This is a genomic window from Vibrio sp. 10N.261.46.A3, from assembly GCF_041472995.1.
In the GTDB taxonomy this organism is placed as follows: domain Bacteria; phylum Pseudomonadota; class Gammaproteobacteria; order Enterobacterales; family Vibrionaceae; genus Vibrio; species Vibrio coralliirubri.
Window position 1 is genome coordinate 56,372 of the sequence record NZ_JBFRRH010000068.1, and the last position, 14,825, is coordinate 71,196.

Below are 14,825 nucleotides of genomic sequence, written 5' to 3' on the forward strand. Positions count from 1 at the left end.
ACAGAACCTTAAGTTCATCAAAAGTATAAACCTTGGAGGCTACTCCAAGGTCAAGAAGAAGTTTTCAAGAAAACAAAAATATTATGCCAGCGCCGATGCCTTAATGAGATTTAAGCTCCGCACACTCTTCACGGTTAGCCGATACATCATCAATAAGCACCGCATCGTGTGAACAGAATGGCTGTGTGTTCAAGCTGACAATCGACACATCATCTTCCACAGGGTCGACTTGAGAGCCTTGCATCAGCTCAGCGATATGATGTCGAAGCACCAAGATACCTAAAATCCCGAACAGAACATTACCCAAAGCTTGACCATAAAGAACACCCAAAGCGCCATACCACTCCGAACCTAGATAGACGAATGGCAGAGTACCTAACGTCGCTTTACCCAAATTCAGTGCTGTCGAGTAAAGCGGTTTACCTAGGTTATTAAAAGAGGTGTTGGCAACAAATAGCGCACCGTTAAAGGTGAAGGTTAACGCCACATAGGTACAGAAAGCCGCCACAATGATTGCTGCATCACCTTGTAAGCTAAAGCCTTGAATGACATAACCTTGAACGAAGTACAACAGAATACAAACAGCGATGGTGTATGCCGTAGTAACCAACAATGAGTTGTTGAGTGTTTCTTTTACTCTGTCCATGCGTTCGGCACCAAAGTTCTGACCAATGATTGGCCCCACAGCGCCAGACAAAGCAAAGATAACCGCAAAACAAACTGGCGTCAGACGACCTATCACGGCAAAGCCCGCGACAAAATCCTCACCATATTGTGCGATACCCGTTGTCACAATCGCATTACCGATAGGCGTTGCGGTATTGGTGATAATCGCAGGCAGCGCAATCGCCAATATTGGTCGAATATTAAGGCGCCATTGCACAAAAGAAGGGGGAGCCACCAGCTGATGGCTGCGAATAAGAGGATAAAGCGAAAAGAATAGTACTGAGAAGCGAGCAACAACCGAAGCGATAGCTGCACCTTCAATGTTCCAGCCAAAACCAAAAATAAACAGAGGATCGAGAATCGCGTTAACAATCCCGCCCGACAAAGTCGCCCACATCGAACGCTTAGCATCGCCTGCCGCTCTTAAGCCCGCACCCGCCGCCATCGCTAACGCCAAAAATGGACCACTTGGTAGCAAAATCTGTAGGTAAGCTTGAGCACGCTCGGCCGCAATCCCTTTGGCGCCTATCGCAGCTAGCAGCTCTGGAATATAAGCGAACATGATTGCAGTTATGGTTGAACTGATAACAAACGCGGTCAGCATGATACTGGTGCTTAGGTTTCGAGCGTGCTCTTGATTCTTTGAGCCGATGGCTTTGGACACTAATGCACCCATGGCAATGGAAGTACCGATAGAAACGGAGGTAGAAAAGAAAGTCAGCGTACCTGCAAAGCCTACCGCAGCAGCCAATTCGACCTGTCCGAGCATACTGATAAACAGCATGTCGAGTAAGTCGACCACAAATAACGCCATCAAACCGACAGAGCCAGCCCCCGACATCACCAATATGTGGCGCATCGTTGAACCTTCAACAAACTTTGCCGTTTGATTTGACATGAAACCTCCAAGAGTTGGAATACCCAAGAGCTAAAGCCCAATCAGCTGTTGAACTGTTCAACAGTTCAACAGTTCAACAGGCTAGGGATCCACAAAGAGAGGATCGACCAAGAAAAGCGCTATACAGAAAAAAGGCGCTAGTGCGCCTTTTTTCAATTGAGGGTATTGAGAAAAATAATCGTTCTTAACACGCTACTATACCTGATGTTTGAAGCATTCTTCCAAGTTCTTGCCGATTGCTCTCAAAACATCGGTTCTGGTGATAATACCCACCAGTTTTCGATTATCTATCACAGGGTATGCTTTAGGTTTTCCAACCTGCATCATGTCCGCCAATTCAATAATGGATAAGTCAGGTGACACCGACAGCACTTCTTGGTACATACAGTCACCCACAAGGTGTGTGTCTTGGCAGAAGTAACTGACCTTCACAAGTTTCTCGAGTAAATCCTGCTCAGAAAGGAAGCCAATCACTTGTTCTTTATCATCGATTACGGGTCCACCCATATGGTGGCTACGCATCACTTTGTCTAACGCTAGACTTAACGGCATATCAGGAGTAAATGTCACAACCTGCTGCGTCATGTAATCTTTCACTTTAATAGAATGCATTGCGTTCTCCCTAAATACTTTGCGTCATATATTTTTCTATCTTGTTAAGTTAATTGTTGTCTAAAATCTTGATTTTACTAAATGGATTTCAACAATTTTATTGATAGGCAAAACCTAACAAGACAAAAAAGTGAGACAAACAAAGGGTTGAGCACGTTTTCGAACGCCAGAAAAAAGAAAAAAAAGAGCCCTTACAAAGCCTTACTTTCCCTTGCTTAAGCTTACCTAGCCGAACTAGCCTGCGTAAATAAACCCTGTAATCTTCACCGCACTAATAATTAGAAATCCCGATTTAGGAAGTTTATGCGACACGACAACAACATGTACGCGTATGTTTACGCAGGTAACGACGGTACAGAAAACACACTCATCGCCACTATCGATAATCAAGAAAAACCGCTCATATCAAGCTGCGTTGATGAGATAAAACGCATGTCATGCTTAGCCATTGATTTAGCAGCAAAACACGACCTAAAAGTGAAGCTGGTGAAATATCAAAGAGAACAAGAGATCGACTTCGGCCTATTCGTAAAATAGTGAATCCGACACTGATTTGGTTAATTAATCACTAACTGGCAGCCACAGTAGCAATAGCAAAGCATTAGCGTGAATGGCTGCCGAATTCGACCTGACAAGCCTAACGGGTAAAGTTATAATGATCAGACGGCGCCCTTGCCGATTTTTATTGTCCAAATACGGTTTACTATGTCTTCTCAAACGTATCTATCTAACTCATTATCTAAGTTAAAAAGTTACTTTAGCGAGTTATTGGATTTCCAATCACGCATTTGGGTGGTTCATATCTTTGAAGACTCCATTACCGATCAATCGTTTGTGATTAATGAAGATGGATTTAAAGAACCGCTAGAGTGGATGAAGAAACGTGATTACCAAGCGAGAATGCTTGATCGTGTTGATAAGATGAAAATCTCACAGGTGATTGAGATTCAGTTCGAAGACAAAATGCATCGCTTGATGCGAGTGAAGTAGCGCTATTGTTTGGGCGTTCACGAAAAACCATTACTAGAAATTAAGCATAAAAAAGGCCAGCGCTCGCTGACCTTCTCTCATTGGTTACAAACCACCATCTAACGCGCACAATACTCATGCCACAGGCGCACCGCTTTCTGGTATGCCTCAGTTTTATCGTGCGTTTCTGCAAAGAGAATAGCTGTCATGCTGTCGACAACGGTATTCGCCATTAGCGCCATCTCTTCAGTCGACGTACCAAGTACACATTGGCTAGGAAGTGGCAGCTCTAGGTTCATCATCTCTTCCCAGTAGAACGATTCGACTTTGTCAGGAGAGCTCATCCACACCGTTTGGCTAACTTTAGGATTATATTCCGACTCACCGTTCATCCCTTTGAATGAAATCACCGAGTGGGATTTGTTTCCAATAACATGCTCAACTTCCGCATGAAGTTGTGGGAAACCAGGATGGAAACTGCCACGCAGACCTAAACGGCCACCACCAGGATTCAATGCTCGAACTACCGTGTTAATTGGTGTTCTCAAACCGTATCGGTGTTTCCAACCAATCATGGTTTGTGCTTCGGGCGCAAAGTTAGCTAGCGGTAAATAAGCAATGCCGTCTTGTTCAAGAATCGACTTTGCATGTTCAGGGTTCTCAGCACTTTGTACACCGACATCTTGCAAATGGCTTTCAACGTGCGTCCTACCGCTCGGCTTATCCATATAGCCATGCATTAACACTTTATAGCCATTGTCAGCTAAGATTTTTGCAGCCAACAAGTTCCAAGGCTTGCCACTGGCGTTATCGTTACGCTTACCTGCATAACACGGCCAATCAATATCAGCGCCTAAATCTGGCACTCGAGATTGAAACGCTTTTACAAAGCCAGCGATCTCTTCATTAGTTTCATTCTGCACACGAATCAGCATCAGTAGCATAGCCATTTGGTCGTCACCGACTCCTCCGCTTAAATACTCATCCATGATGCGGTAGGCTTGTTCGAACGATAAAGGCTTACGCCCTCTTTCTCCTCGTCCAACTGTACGAATACACTCTAAAATACTACTCATTGATTGTTTATTCTCTTCCGTTGATATCAATAAAATTCGAATACACTTTCGATTCTATGATACCCACAGTGCATTGCAAAGCGATTCAGTGGCTATCGACCTAATTACCAATACGCGGATTGGTGTTCTAAAAGTAAACTTACTGGTGTAAAATTAGCGTATGCAATGCTAACCGCGACATATTGAGTAGTATCCCGATGACTGTAAAAAAAACGCTGAGCCAAAGAAAACGTGAATCGATCGTTGCCGCTGCTATCGCAGAGTTTACTGAGCATGGCTACAAGGCCACCAGCATGGATAAAATATCGAGTCGCGCAGAAGTATCAAAGCGCACCGTATACAATCACTTTGCCAGCAAAGAGCTGCTTTTAGATGAGATTCTAGAGAGCATTTGGAGCAAAACTCTGGCCGCGACGCAATTCCCTTATCAAGCAGAACTGCCACTTGAAGAACAGCTTTCGTCGATAGCCAATCAAGAACTTGAGTTACTTGAGTCTGAAGGCTTCATCGACCTGTCACGTGTACTGTTCTCTGAGTATTTCCATAACGCCGAACTGGCGCATCAAGCGATGGAAAAATATTCCCAAGCAGAAAGTGGACTTACAACCTGGATTAAAGCCGCATTGGCAGACGGTCGTTTAATCGATCTTGACCCACAATTCGCCTCCACGCAGTTCATTGGTCTGCTTAAGTCTTTTGCGTTTTGGCCGCAAATCATTGGTCATGTGCCGTCACCGGATGCTGCGCACAAACAAGTGATCATTACTTCAAGTGTCGAGATGTTCCTTAAACAGTATCAGGCGTGATTTTGGTGGTTGACGAGAATTCAACCACAATAAAACCATCACTGGTATCCGCTGTTATTTTCCCTATACTGCAACCCACTTTCGTCATTACGACTCAGTAAAACTTCAACTTTAGGTAGCCCTATGATTACTTTCACCACCAACTTTGGCGATATCGAGATTGAGCTGAACCTTGAAAAAGCGCCAGTAACGTCGAAAAACTTCCTTAAATACTGCCAAGACGGTTTCTACGAAGGCACGACATTTCACCGTGTTATTGAAGGTTTCATGATTCAAGGTGGTGGTCACACTATCGACATGACAGAAAAACCAACTCGTGCACCGATCGTCAACGAAGCAAACCGTGGCTTGAAGAATGTGATTGGTTCTGTGGCAATGGCTCGTACTGATGCACCACATTCTGCAACGGCGCAGTTCTTCATCAACCTTGATGACAACGATTTCCTAGATCACACCTCAACAACCAATGCTGGCTGGGGTTACGCAGTATTCGGTAAGGTTTCGGCGGGTATGGATATCGTAAACAAAATTGCTGTCGCACCAACAACTATTCGTTGGGGACACGAAGATGTGCCTTGCGAAGATATTGTGATTACTAAAGTCACCATCAACGAGTAATTCACGACAAAAACGTAACGAAATGGTGAGAATTTTTCTCACCATTTTCTTATTGTCGATGTTATCAACTGTACTCATTTCTGTACGGTATATTTACAGGGTTAACCATTCCCTTACTATTAATCAGTATAAATGACGTGTTATGCTCCTGATCCGCAAGCTCCCATTGCTCTGCGGTCAACCTTACATTGGACGTAACTCTCTACATGACTCGACACTCTTTTTTGACAACAGCCCTCTTCTCTTCTGTTGCCAGTTTCTCTAGTTCCGCATTCGAAGTTGATACACGAGAATCAAAAGAACCAGAACTCGATGACCAATTTCGTGTTATCGCGATCCCCTTTTATGACCCGAGTGTAGATACCGGGATCTCTGTGGTGCCCATCTATAACTTCTACGCTGATGGCGAAACCAAGAACGCTTCCACATTATCAGCGACACTGACTTACACACAGAACGACAGCTATTACATCAAAGGTAATGCGGAGCTGTTGCTGAAAGGTGACTCAATAAGATTTAGTGGCGAAATGGGGTTCTCTAGCACCAACATAACCTTGGTCGACCTTGTTGATACCAACCATCAAGAGTACGCCTTCGATGGCGATTTCTACTTCAAAGTGTATGACAATATCTATCTAGGTATGGGGTTAGACTTTTCCACGGCTCGCTATTTAGCCGACACACCCCGTGACAAACTGTTGTTGAAATTAACAGGGTTTAGCGAAGAATATGAAGCCGATACTGGCGCTAAACTTTCATTCTTGTGGGATGAGCGAGAGCATTACTATTATCCATACCATGGCTTTTTGTTCGAACTCACGTATGAGAACCACGGGACTTGGTTAGGCAATGATGAAGATGCGACCTACTCTTCATTGTTTTCAGACTACCGTTTTTTCTACAGTTTGACCCATAACGATAACCACATTATCGCCAGTCGATGGGTAACTCGCTACCTATTAGATGCTGAAAATGCCCCAAGCAGTGCGTACAGCACTTACGGGCGACAAGGGCGAAACGTTCAACGAGGCTTTGTTGCTGGGGATCATATAGCCTCGCATATGACCAATCTAGAAATGGAATATCGCTACTCAATTTCTGGCTCATCGATCAATTTCCTAAACAACGTGTCTGTGGTCGGGTTAACCGGTGTCGGCAAAGTATTTGGTGAGAGGCTCAACCCGAAAGACCCATATCATAGCTTTGATGATGGTGACCTTTTATCAATGGTTGGATTTGGTTTGCGTTATCGCCTAATGCGTCAAGAGCGCATCAATGTTCGCATGGACTTCACCTACAACAGTGAAGATGAAGTGTTGGCGTATTTTAGCTTGGGCGAAAATATTTAGCTCTCACCAACGACTATCACATCAAGCCTGTCGCGATCTGCACAGGCTTTTGTTTCTAAAAGCATGTCAACATTACCAACGAGAACGATAAGTACGGTGACACCCTTTGCACGTCTTATTCGCAGAATTTAACCCTTGCTCTGCACTCGACAAGTCTTGTTCAACACTCGCCTGATACAGCTCTGCAAAGCCTTGGTTCATCTGTAACATCAGTTGGTTAAATTTTTCAGGCTTGCTCCAAATCTCCTTCTTGGCCTTACCTCCTGTGTCAGCTTCAGCAAAACTCGCGTTCAAGACATCACCATGTTCCACCAACAAGTCACTTAACTCGCCCACCTTCAGCCAATCCACGTCACTGTTATTCAATTCTGAATCGACTTGTTTACTGACCTCTTCAATAGAGCTAAAAGCCTGTTGACGATTATTTACAACATCCGCTGCGGCTGCAGAGATCATAGGTAGAGCAATCGTTGGTAGTGCGATGATTAAAGCGATGGTGAATTTTTTCATAGTGTCATTCCTAGTGATTAATTGATTGAGTGGTTAATTGATTGAGTGATTTCTTCGTTAATTACTGATTGGTTTCTTAGTGAATTACAGCTTGATAGTTCAGCCGTAATCGATGAGATGCATTTAATCTACACAACAATAGTTGCATGTGCAACTATTGTTGTGTAAATTGTCTCCATCAAAAAAAATTTACGAACAGGAAAAGCATTATGAAAATCTGGGATCTACCAACTCGACTTTATCACTGGCTTCAAGCCGCACTCTTTATTGGCCTTGCAGCATCAGGATTTAACGGACAAGGCCCCCATGTTTACTTGGGCCTGGCACTGTTCAGTTTAATTTTATGGCGCTTGGTTTGGGGAATCGTCGGCAGTGATACCAGTCGCTTTTCTCAATTCATTAGCTCCCCGAAATCGGCTTGGAATTACTTACGTGGAAAAGCTCGCCCAAAACCGGGACATAATCCGTTGGGTGCCTGGATGGTGATAGGAATGATCACGACTCTGTTTATCCAATGTATGACAGGGCTTGTTATTGCTGGTTTCTTTGATGCGATTCCAGGCTCGGAACTCGTGATTACTGATGCCGCATTCGATGTGTTATGTGCGGTACATGGCATTGCCGCTCGCATGTTAGTGGTCTTTGTCGTACTGCACTTGGTGGCTATTATCATCTACAAACTGCGTTCAAAACCGCTGGTTCTTGCCATGATCACCGGCAAACAAAACCATTCAGCGTCAACGGATTATTTCAGAAATAGCAGTCAATTGGCTTTTTCATCAAATAGGAAAGCGTTGTTGGTGCTAATTGCATCGGTATTAGTTACGATGACAATAGTTGTAATATCACAGTAAGATTAGGTAGCGAAAGATGCCAGAAGAGTTTGATAGACAAAAAAGCTTTGGTTGGATGATCAATGTGATCGCCAATAAGTCGACCAAAGATTTCGACACGGAATTGAAAGAACATGGCTTAAGCATTGCTCTATGGCCAACCATGATGTGTCTTTGGGAAGAAGAAGGTGTGACTCAGCGTGATATTGCTGCGAAATCCAAAGTCGAGAATTCAACAACGACACGCACATTAGACAAGTTAGAAAAGCTTGAACTGGTCGAACGCCGAGCCGATCCAAACAGTCGCCGTTCTTTCCGAATTTACTTAACGGAAAAAGGCAAAGCACTTGAAGAACAACTCGTTCCTATCCCAGTTCGTTTGAACAAAGAGTTGATGAACGAGTTAGATGCTGAAGAGCAACAACAAATGCTCAAACTACTTCAGAAAGTAGTCGCGGCAATCTGATCTTACCGCGTTCACTGCTTACCAAGCTTAGTGCTTAGAAATTATTACACTCTGAACGTGTATTGAAAAACAACTAACACTCGGCCTTGCGCCGAGTGTTTTATTTTCGTCTCGACCATTTGATATAGCAAAACAGTGAAGCAATGATCACCGCCCCACCGAGCAGCTTCTGAATCTCAACACTTTCACCAAGCACACTCACACTTAACAGCAGCGTCCACACAGGCTCAAGAATCATGATCAATGCCGCCACTTCCATGTTCACGGAGTGCTGACCGACCGTTTGCAACAAGTAACGAATAGACGTTGCGATCACCGCAGACACAATAAACCAGAAGACTAAGGTTTTGGTGATTTCGAACTCCGGCTGAGCAGTCATAGAAGCAAAGGCTAAACCACTCACACCCACCACAAACAGTTGCACACAGATTGATGCGATAGGTTTGATATTGGTAATCACACGCTTGTTCATCACAAAGTGAACGGACAACAACATCGATGCTAGTAAGAAGTAAATCTGACTCTGCTCAACATGCCAGCCGTTGCCCAGAGTCAGCAATAGCATGCCGATAATCGCGATAGGGAAAGACATCCAAAACGCACGATTAGGCTTAACTCGAAACAAAATCCAAGACACAAACGGTGCAATGATCATGGCTAAGCTCATGATGAATGCCCCTTCCGACAAGCTTTCCGTCACTGAAACCGCAAACACCCATACCTGCAATGAGGCAGACAACAACAAACCCACGCCGCAAAGAGACAGAATCTGCTTAAGCGAAAGCTTACGAATATGGTGAATACAAAATGGCAGAAGAATAAGACTCGCGACGAGGAATCGCACACCAATGAACACTGGCCCAGGCATTTCTAATACCACCAGCTTAGATGCAATCCATCCCACCCCAGCCAGCAGGGTGGCAAATAGAAGGTAAAGCTCTCCGCGCATCGCTTTCACGTTCATCATTTTACTTAGTCCAATAACAAAAAAAGCAACCCGACTCTGCAAGGTTGCTTTTTATAAACATTCAACAGGATCAAGATACTATCTCAATACTCTGCTTCAGGCAGCTGTTTTTAGCCTGCGTATTCAGGGTAATCCGTTAAACCTTTTTCAGCACCACCGAACAATGTGTTTGGATCGTGCGCCGCAAGTGGATAACCATTTTGAATACGAGCTGGTAAATCTGGGTTCGCAACGAATGGACGACCAAAGCCAACCATGTCAGTTACGCCTTCAGCAACAGCTTTTTCGCCACGCTCGCTATCGTATTTACCCGCATAAATAAGGACACCATCATAAGCTTCACGAACTGCCGCTTTAAATGCTTTTGGCGTTTCAGGTGCATCGTCCCAATCAACCTCTGCAATGTGCAGGTAAACAATTTTGTAAAGGTTAAGTAGTGCTGCCGCCGCTGTGTAAGTCTCTACTGGCGTAGCGTCAACGGTACCATTCAAAGATGTGAATGGAGCAAGGCGTACACCAACACGGTCAGCACCAATCGCTTCAACCATAGCTTCAACCACTTCGCCTAGGAAGCGTAAACGGTTTTCAATTGAACCACCGTATTCGTCAGTGCGGTTGTTTGCTTCAGAATCGATGAATTGGTTGATTAAGTAACCATTCGCAGCGTGAAGTTCGATACCATCAAAGCCCGCTTCAATCGCATTCAAAGCCGCTTGGCGATACTGTTCAATCACCTCTTTGATGTCTTGTTTCGTCATCTCACGAGGTTCAACCACGTCAACAAAGCCCGGTTCATCAGTGCCGTTATCGATGAATACTTTTACGTTTTCTGCTTTAAGTGCAGAAGACGAGATTGGCTGTTCACCACCAATGTTGTCTGGGTGTGTTACACGGCCTACATGCCAAAGTTGAGCGAAGATAACGCCCTCTTTTTCATGTACGGCATCAGTCACTTTTTTCCAACCAGCAATCTGCTCGTCAGAATAGATACCTGGAGTCCAAGCATAGCCTTGACCCATAGGTGAAATTTGTGTGCCTTCAGCGATAATCAAACCTGCAGAAGCGCGTTGAGCGTAGTAAGCCGCCATCATGTCGTTTGCTGAATTACCAGGTTGCGTTGCACGAGAGCGCGTCATCGGTGGCATAACAATACGGTTTTTAAGCTCGATATTACCAAGTTGAATTGGTTGAAATAGTGCGTTTGTCATTGTTATATCCTCGATTAACCTAGTTGAATCAGTTCGATTTGGTAGCCGTCTGGGTCAGTAATAAAAGCGATATGAGTTGAACCGCCTTTCACTGGACCCGCTTCGCGAGTGACGTTGCCACCTAGCGATTTGATCTTGTCACATGCTGCGTAAATATCTTCTACACCCAATGCCAGATGACCAAACGCGCTGCCCATCTCGTACTCGTTAGTATCCCAGTTGTATGTTAGCTCGATAGTCGTGCCGCCTTGCTCGTAGCCAACAAAAACCAATGTGTAGCGGTAGTCTTTGTTTTCATGACGTTCAAGTTCCTTCATTCCCAATACCTTGGTGTAGAACTCGATAGACTTGTCTAAATCAGTAACTCGGATCATTGTGTGTAGGAATTTCATATTTCGCCCTTGATACTTTAATCTCAGCCTTGTCGTATGAAGTTAACTCATAGAATAAAGCTAAGTAGTGTTCGTTTAGGTTGACCTTGAGGCCACCTACTTCTCTGTTGCTAGGTATATTACTGAACACACACAAATCAGTGAAATTATTAAATATTCTCATTTTAATAATTTTTTGTTATTAAAATATTGGCTAGTACCAACTAAACGACACAAAAAAGGGAAGCCAATGCTCCCCTTAGATTTAGACTCTCAATTAAAATCGCAACCGCCTATCTTTAAGCGCCTTCGACATTGAGTCTGATGTACTGATGACTTGTTCTCTGAACCATTTATGAGCAGGGTCGCTGTTCTGCTTCTTCAACCAAATCAGGTAATGAGACATCGGCTGATATTCAAAGGGTGGCTTGAACAGCTGCAAACTTAACTTTTCTTGGAACTGCACGGCCATAGATAAAGGCACCACAGTGATGTAATCGGATTGGCTACACAGCAAGATGTTACTGAACAGCGAGCGTCCATGGAACACGATTTTACGCTGGGACAGATCCAAAGAAGTGTAGTGATTCAAACTGCGAACTTTGCGTCGCGTTCTGTCTAATACGGCGTGCTTTTCACTTAGGAACTGAGCTTCGCTGATCTCACCTTGAATTCTCGGGTGATCAGCTCGACACACGATCACAAACTCGCCTTCATAAAGTGTTTCACTGACGATACTGGGGTGTTCAGGCACCACAATATCGATCATCGCATCGAACTCTTGCGTCAAAAGATCTTCGTAAATGCGCTCATCACTGTCTGGTTGATCAAAGACTTCCAACGACAAGTTTTGATTAGGAAGCGCCGCGAAACTATTGAGCAGCACCCACTGTAAGTGCTCAGGTGCAGAAATAACAAACTTACGCTCAGAGGATTGCTCATCAAAATTAGCCATCGACTGAAACACGCCATTGAGTTCATTGATCGGCGCTTTAATTTGTTCATACAAGCTTTGCGCATAAGACGTAGGCGCAACACCTCTTCCTTTGCGAACAAAAAGCTCTTGGCCAATCTCTTTTTTTAGGCGGGCTAATGCGGTACTGATGGTCGATTGATTGGTACTGAGTTGATCCGCAGCTTTACTTAAACTGCCCTGCTCCATCACCGCAGAAAACACGGCAAGTAGATTGAAGTTGGGGATGTCGTTGCTCATATATCATTACTCGTTAGGCGACCATGAGCACCATGCTATCGTAAAAACGATAGAATGAAATAAGAATCCCTCGTTTAAAGTCCCAAATTGAGACACTAACATCCCGCGTAATTAGTTTCTTAATAGGCTTCCCCATGAAAAAACACTACCTTGCCATCACTATTGCGATGATGACGAGTAACGCGATGCTTTCAAACCCAGCACAGGCTGCGGCTCACCTTCTTCCTGAACTTGGTTCTCTCAACGCCAGTACCGCAGGCGCGGGGTCGGCAGCGTTAGCTGAAAGTGCGTTAACCGCATGGACTAACCCTGCCGCTATGTCTCAGCTAGAAAATCCTGAACTCACCGTCAATCTGGCCGGCCTCTACACAGACATCAACTATTCATATACAAACCCAACAGAGCGTTTTGACAATAACATTGATGCTGGTGGTTGGGCTCCGGTGGGAAGCTTCTACTTTGTTGCCCCTATCAACGACAAATTTCACGCTGGTTTTGCTTTGGCTTCTCAAGGTGGTTCGGGGATCGATTATGGTGATAACTTTTCTGGGCAGCGTTTATTAAAGAACGTTGAATTCATGACTGTTCAACTGATGCCTTCGATATCTTACAAAGTGAATGAGCAGTTCTCATTGGGTGCCTCAGTCAATGCGGAATACCTTACTGCGAACGGCGAGTTGAATCCTTTTATCGGCACTGGCAACATTGGATCTGAACACTTATTCAAAGCAGACGCGGATGATTTCACGGTTGGCTACTCTCTTAGCGCCTTTTACCAACCGAACGAACAACACCGTTTTGGCTTTATGTACCGCTCTGAACTTGCTCACTACGGTGAGGGTGATCTTCAACATTCGGCTAGCGATACCAAACGTGATGTTGGACTCGACTTTATCATGCCTCAACACATCCAAATTAGCGGTGTGCACGCCGTCAATGACCAATGGGACATGCTGTGGGGTGTGACTTGGTATGACCTATCAACTTGGACTGACCTCACACTAGACATCAATGATAACTCAGTCAAAGTTGTCGACCGTAACTTTGACGATGTGTGGAACCTAGCCATAGGTACTCATTACCAAATCACCCCAACCTTGCGACTAGAAACAGGCATCAGCTACGAAACTTCGCCGCAAGATGACGCAACTCATCAATATATGGATCTTCCTGTAGGCGAAACCAAGCGTATCGGCGCAGGTGTTACCTATGCGCTAAACAAGAGCTGGGAACTACGCGCTTACTACGATTACATCGATCTGGACGAGCCTGAGTTGAATTACTCAAACGGGCAAGTTATCAATGTTCAAGGCGCTTATGACAACAGAGCACACTTCTTTGGTATGCAAGCGAACTACCGCTTCCTGTAAAGCATCAGTCTCGACCTTTTCGTCGATTATCTGTGAGTAACGCAAGTGCCTGATTCATGGCTTCACTCGTGCACTACATCAAGGCCTAGCTATCCGCTAGGTCTTTCTCTATCTGTTCTTCAACTGCAATATTTCATCCCCATTCAACATCGCATTTGATTGGGTTAGATTACATACTCAATAGAACTTAAACAATACGATATTGTCTCGTTTATCATGACACTGTGTTCAGCGTCATTGAGATATACATTTGAGCAATTAAAGCTACAATATTTCGAATCCAGCACTCTACCGTAAATAGAAACGTATTTTCCCAGTGTTCAAAAACCTATTATCAGTTATATGTCATCCATCATTCGTTTCTATTACTCCCTTTATTGTAAGAAGCGTGTAAAAAGATGAATTCCGCCAAATTTCTTATTGATGCTTTTATTAGTCATTTCATTGATCCAAACCAAATTAACTAACGATGTTTTAAAGCCGAATTTGAGCGCTAGCAAATAATTCAACCTACCGATTTAGAGTGATAGCGACTCATCGTAATTACGATATTATCAAATCGTAATTCTGGGTAGATACTGCTCAAAACTCTTCCTATTATCCTGCTAACAAATCAATTCTTAGCCCAAACAGAATGCTGACAAATGTTTTACAACACTATGTCAATGACCATGGAAGATCCCCTCGACAGACGAGGTATTACACGTAAAGAAGACAATAGCGAAAAGAACGAGTCTAATATTTCGTTCAACAGTGCATCGTCATTCAACCTGCGTTTCAGGCTAACAATAAGAATTGGTTTGTAGGGAAGCATATTCGCTTCTTGATACCGAGAATCGGTTGTCTGGACTGAGTAGTATCACTTTAAATACCATCTATACCCGTGATCATTG

Annotated in this window: 16 protein-coding genes; 8 read left to right on the top strand and 8 right to left on the bottom strand. The window is 44.1% G+C overall.

The window, feature by feature from the left end; translation table 11 throughout:
• Positions 1 to 100: 100 nt before the first annotated feature.
• Positions 101 to 1,564 carry an MATE family efflux transporter gene (locus tag AB4484_RS16575; protein ID WP_050622025.1) on the bottom strand — a complete coding sequence of 488 codons (1,464 nt, stop codon included), beginning with the start codon at positions 1,562 to 1,564 and terminating at the stop codon, positions 101 to 103.
• 195 nt (positions 1,565 to 1,759) lie between these two features.
• Positions 1,760 to 2,176 carry a CBS domain-containing protein gene (locus tag AB4484_RS16580; protein WP_048609359.1) on the bottom strand — a complete coding sequence of 139 codons (417 nt, stop codon included), beginning with the start codon at positions 2,174 to 2,176 and terminating at the stop codon, positions 1,760 to 1,762.
• 303 nt (positions 2,177 to 2,479) lie between these two features.
• Between AB4484_RS16580 and AB4484_RS16585 the strand changes: the two genes are divergently transcribed.
• Entirely contained in the window at positions 2,480 to 2,713 is a 234-nt protein-coding gene (locus tag AB4484_RS16585) for a hypothetical protein (RefSeq protein WP_372079328.1), read from the top strand.
• Positions 2,714 to 2,881: 168 nt separating this feature from the next.
• Positions 2,882 to 3,166, top strand: coding sequence for a hypothetical protein (locus AB4484_RS16590; protein ID WP_048616818.1), 285 nt, complete (start codon positions 2,882 to 2,884; stop codon positions 3,164 to 3,166).
• Positions 3,167 to 3,264: 98 nt separating this feature from the next.
• On the opposite strand, the gene AB4484_RS16595 is transcribed toward AB4484_RS16590, so the two are convergent.
• The gene (locus AB4484_RS16595) at positions 3,265 to 4,251 is read right to left on the bottom strand and encodes a glycosyl transferase family protein (RefSeq protein ID WP_372079330.1); all 987 of its coding nucleotides are present in this window, start codon (positions 4,249 to 4,251) and stop codon (positions 3,265 to 3,267) included.
• Positions 4,252 to 4,418: 167 nt separating this feature from the next.
• On the opposite strand from AB4484_RS16595, the gene AB4484_RS16600 reads away from it, so the two are divergent.
• From AB4484_RS16600 to AB4484_RS16610, 3 genes are all read left to right on the top strand, one after another.
• Positions 4,419 to 5,027 (top strand): TetR/AcrR family transcriptional regulator C-terminal domain-containing protein, encoded by a 609-nt coding sequence (locus tag AB4484_RS16600; RefSeq protein WP_372079332.1) that lies wholly within the window; start codon positions 4,419 to 4,421, stop codon positions 5,025 to 5,027.
• A 123-nt stretch (positions 5,028 to 5,150) separates the two neighbouring features.
• Positions 5,151 to 5,645, top strand: coding sequence for a peptidylprolyl isomerase (locus AB4484_RS16605; RefSeq protein WP_372079334.1), 495 nt, complete (start codon positions 5,151 to 5,153; stop codon positions 5,643 to 5,645).
• A 224-nt stretch (positions 5,646 to 5,869) separates the two neighbouring features.
• Positions 5,870 to 6,994 carry a BamA/TamA family outer membrane protein gene (locus AB4484_RS16610; protein ID WP_238382788.1) on the top strand — a complete coding sequence of 375 codons (1,125 nt, stop codon included), beginning with the start codon at positions 5,870 to 5,872 and terminating at the stop codon, positions 6,992 to 6,994.
• Between the two features lie 72 nt (positions 6,995 to 7,066).
• Here the strand turns inward: AB4484_RS16610 and AB4484_RS16615 are convergent, their stop codons facing one another.
• Positions 7,067 to 7,504 (bottom strand): cytochrome c, encoded by a 438-nt coding sequence (locus tag AB4484_RS16615; protein WP_372079336.1) that lies wholly within the window; start codon positions 7,502 to 7,504, stop codon positions 7,067 to 7,069.
• Between the two features lie 209 nt (positions 7,505 to 7,713).
• On the opposite strand from AB4484_RS16615, the gene AB4484_RS16620 reads away from it, so the two are divergent.
• Together AB4484_RS16620 and AB4484_RS16625 are read left to right on the top strand one after the other, a co-directional pair.
• Positions 7,714 to 8,358 carry a cytochrome b/b6 domain-containing protein gene (locus AB4484_RS16620; protein WP_050646890.1) on the top strand — a complete coding sequence of 215 codons (645 nt, stop codon included), beginning with the start codon at positions 7,714 to 7,716 and terminating at the stop codon, positions 8,356 to 8,358.
• Positions 8,359 to 8,374: 16 nt separating this feature from the next.
• The gene (locus AB4484_RS16625; protein ID WP_050622032.1) at positions 8,375 to 8,803 is read left to right on the top strand and encodes a MarR family winged helix-turn-helix transcriptional regulator; all 429 of its coding nucleotides are present in this window, start codon (positions 8,375 to 8,377) and stop codon (positions 8,801 to 8,803) included.
• Positions 8,804 to 8,903: 100 nt separating this feature from the next.
• Here the strand turns inward: AB4484_RS16625 and AB4484_RS16630 are convergent, their stop codons facing one another.
• The 4 genes from AB4484_RS16630 to AB4484_RS16645 form a co-directional block, all read right to left on the bottom strand.
• Positions 8,904 to 9,770: a DMT family transporter gene (locus AB4484_RS16630; RefSeq protein ID WP_372079339.1), complete on the bottom strand. Its 867-nt coding sequence runs from the start codon at positions 9,768 to 9,770 to the stop codon at positions 8,904 to 8,906.
• A gap of 110 nt (positions 9,771 to 9,880) precedes the next feature.
• The gene (locus AB4484_RS16635) at positions 9,881 to 10,978 is read right to left on the bottom strand and encodes an alkene reductase (protein ID WP_372079341.1); all 1,098 of its coding nucleotides are present in this window, start codon (positions 10,976 to 10,978) and stop codon (positions 9,881 to 9,883) included.
• A 14-nt stretch (positions 10,979 to 10,992) separates the two neighbouring features.
• Positions 10,993 to 11,370 (bottom strand): lactoylglutathione lyase, encoded by a 378-nt coding sequence (gene gloA, locus AB4484_RS16640; protein ID WP_017084654.1) that lies wholly within the window; start codon positions 11,368 to 11,370, stop codon positions 10,993 to 10,995.
• Positions 11,371 to 11,626: 256 nt separating this feature from the next.
• Positions 11,627 to 12,562 carry a LysR family transcriptional regulator gene (locus AB4484_RS16645; RefSeq protein ID WP_048614588.1) on the bottom strand — a complete coding sequence of 312 codons (936 nt, stop codon included), beginning with the start codon at positions 12,560 to 12,562 and terminating at the stop codon, positions 11,627 to 11,629.
• 134 nt (positions 12,563 to 12,696) lie between these two features.
• On the opposite strand from AB4484_RS16645, the gene AB4484_RS16650 reads away from it, so the two are divergent.
• Positions 12,697 to 13,932 carry an OmpP1/FadL family transporter gene (locus tag AB4484_RS16650; RefSeq protein ID WP_372079343.1) on the top strand — a complete coding sequence of 412 codons (1,236 nt, stop codon included), beginning with the start codon at positions 12,697 to 12,699 and terminating at the stop codon, positions 13,930 to 13,932.
• The last annotated feature ends 893 nt before the right edge of the window (positions 13,933 to 14,825 follow it).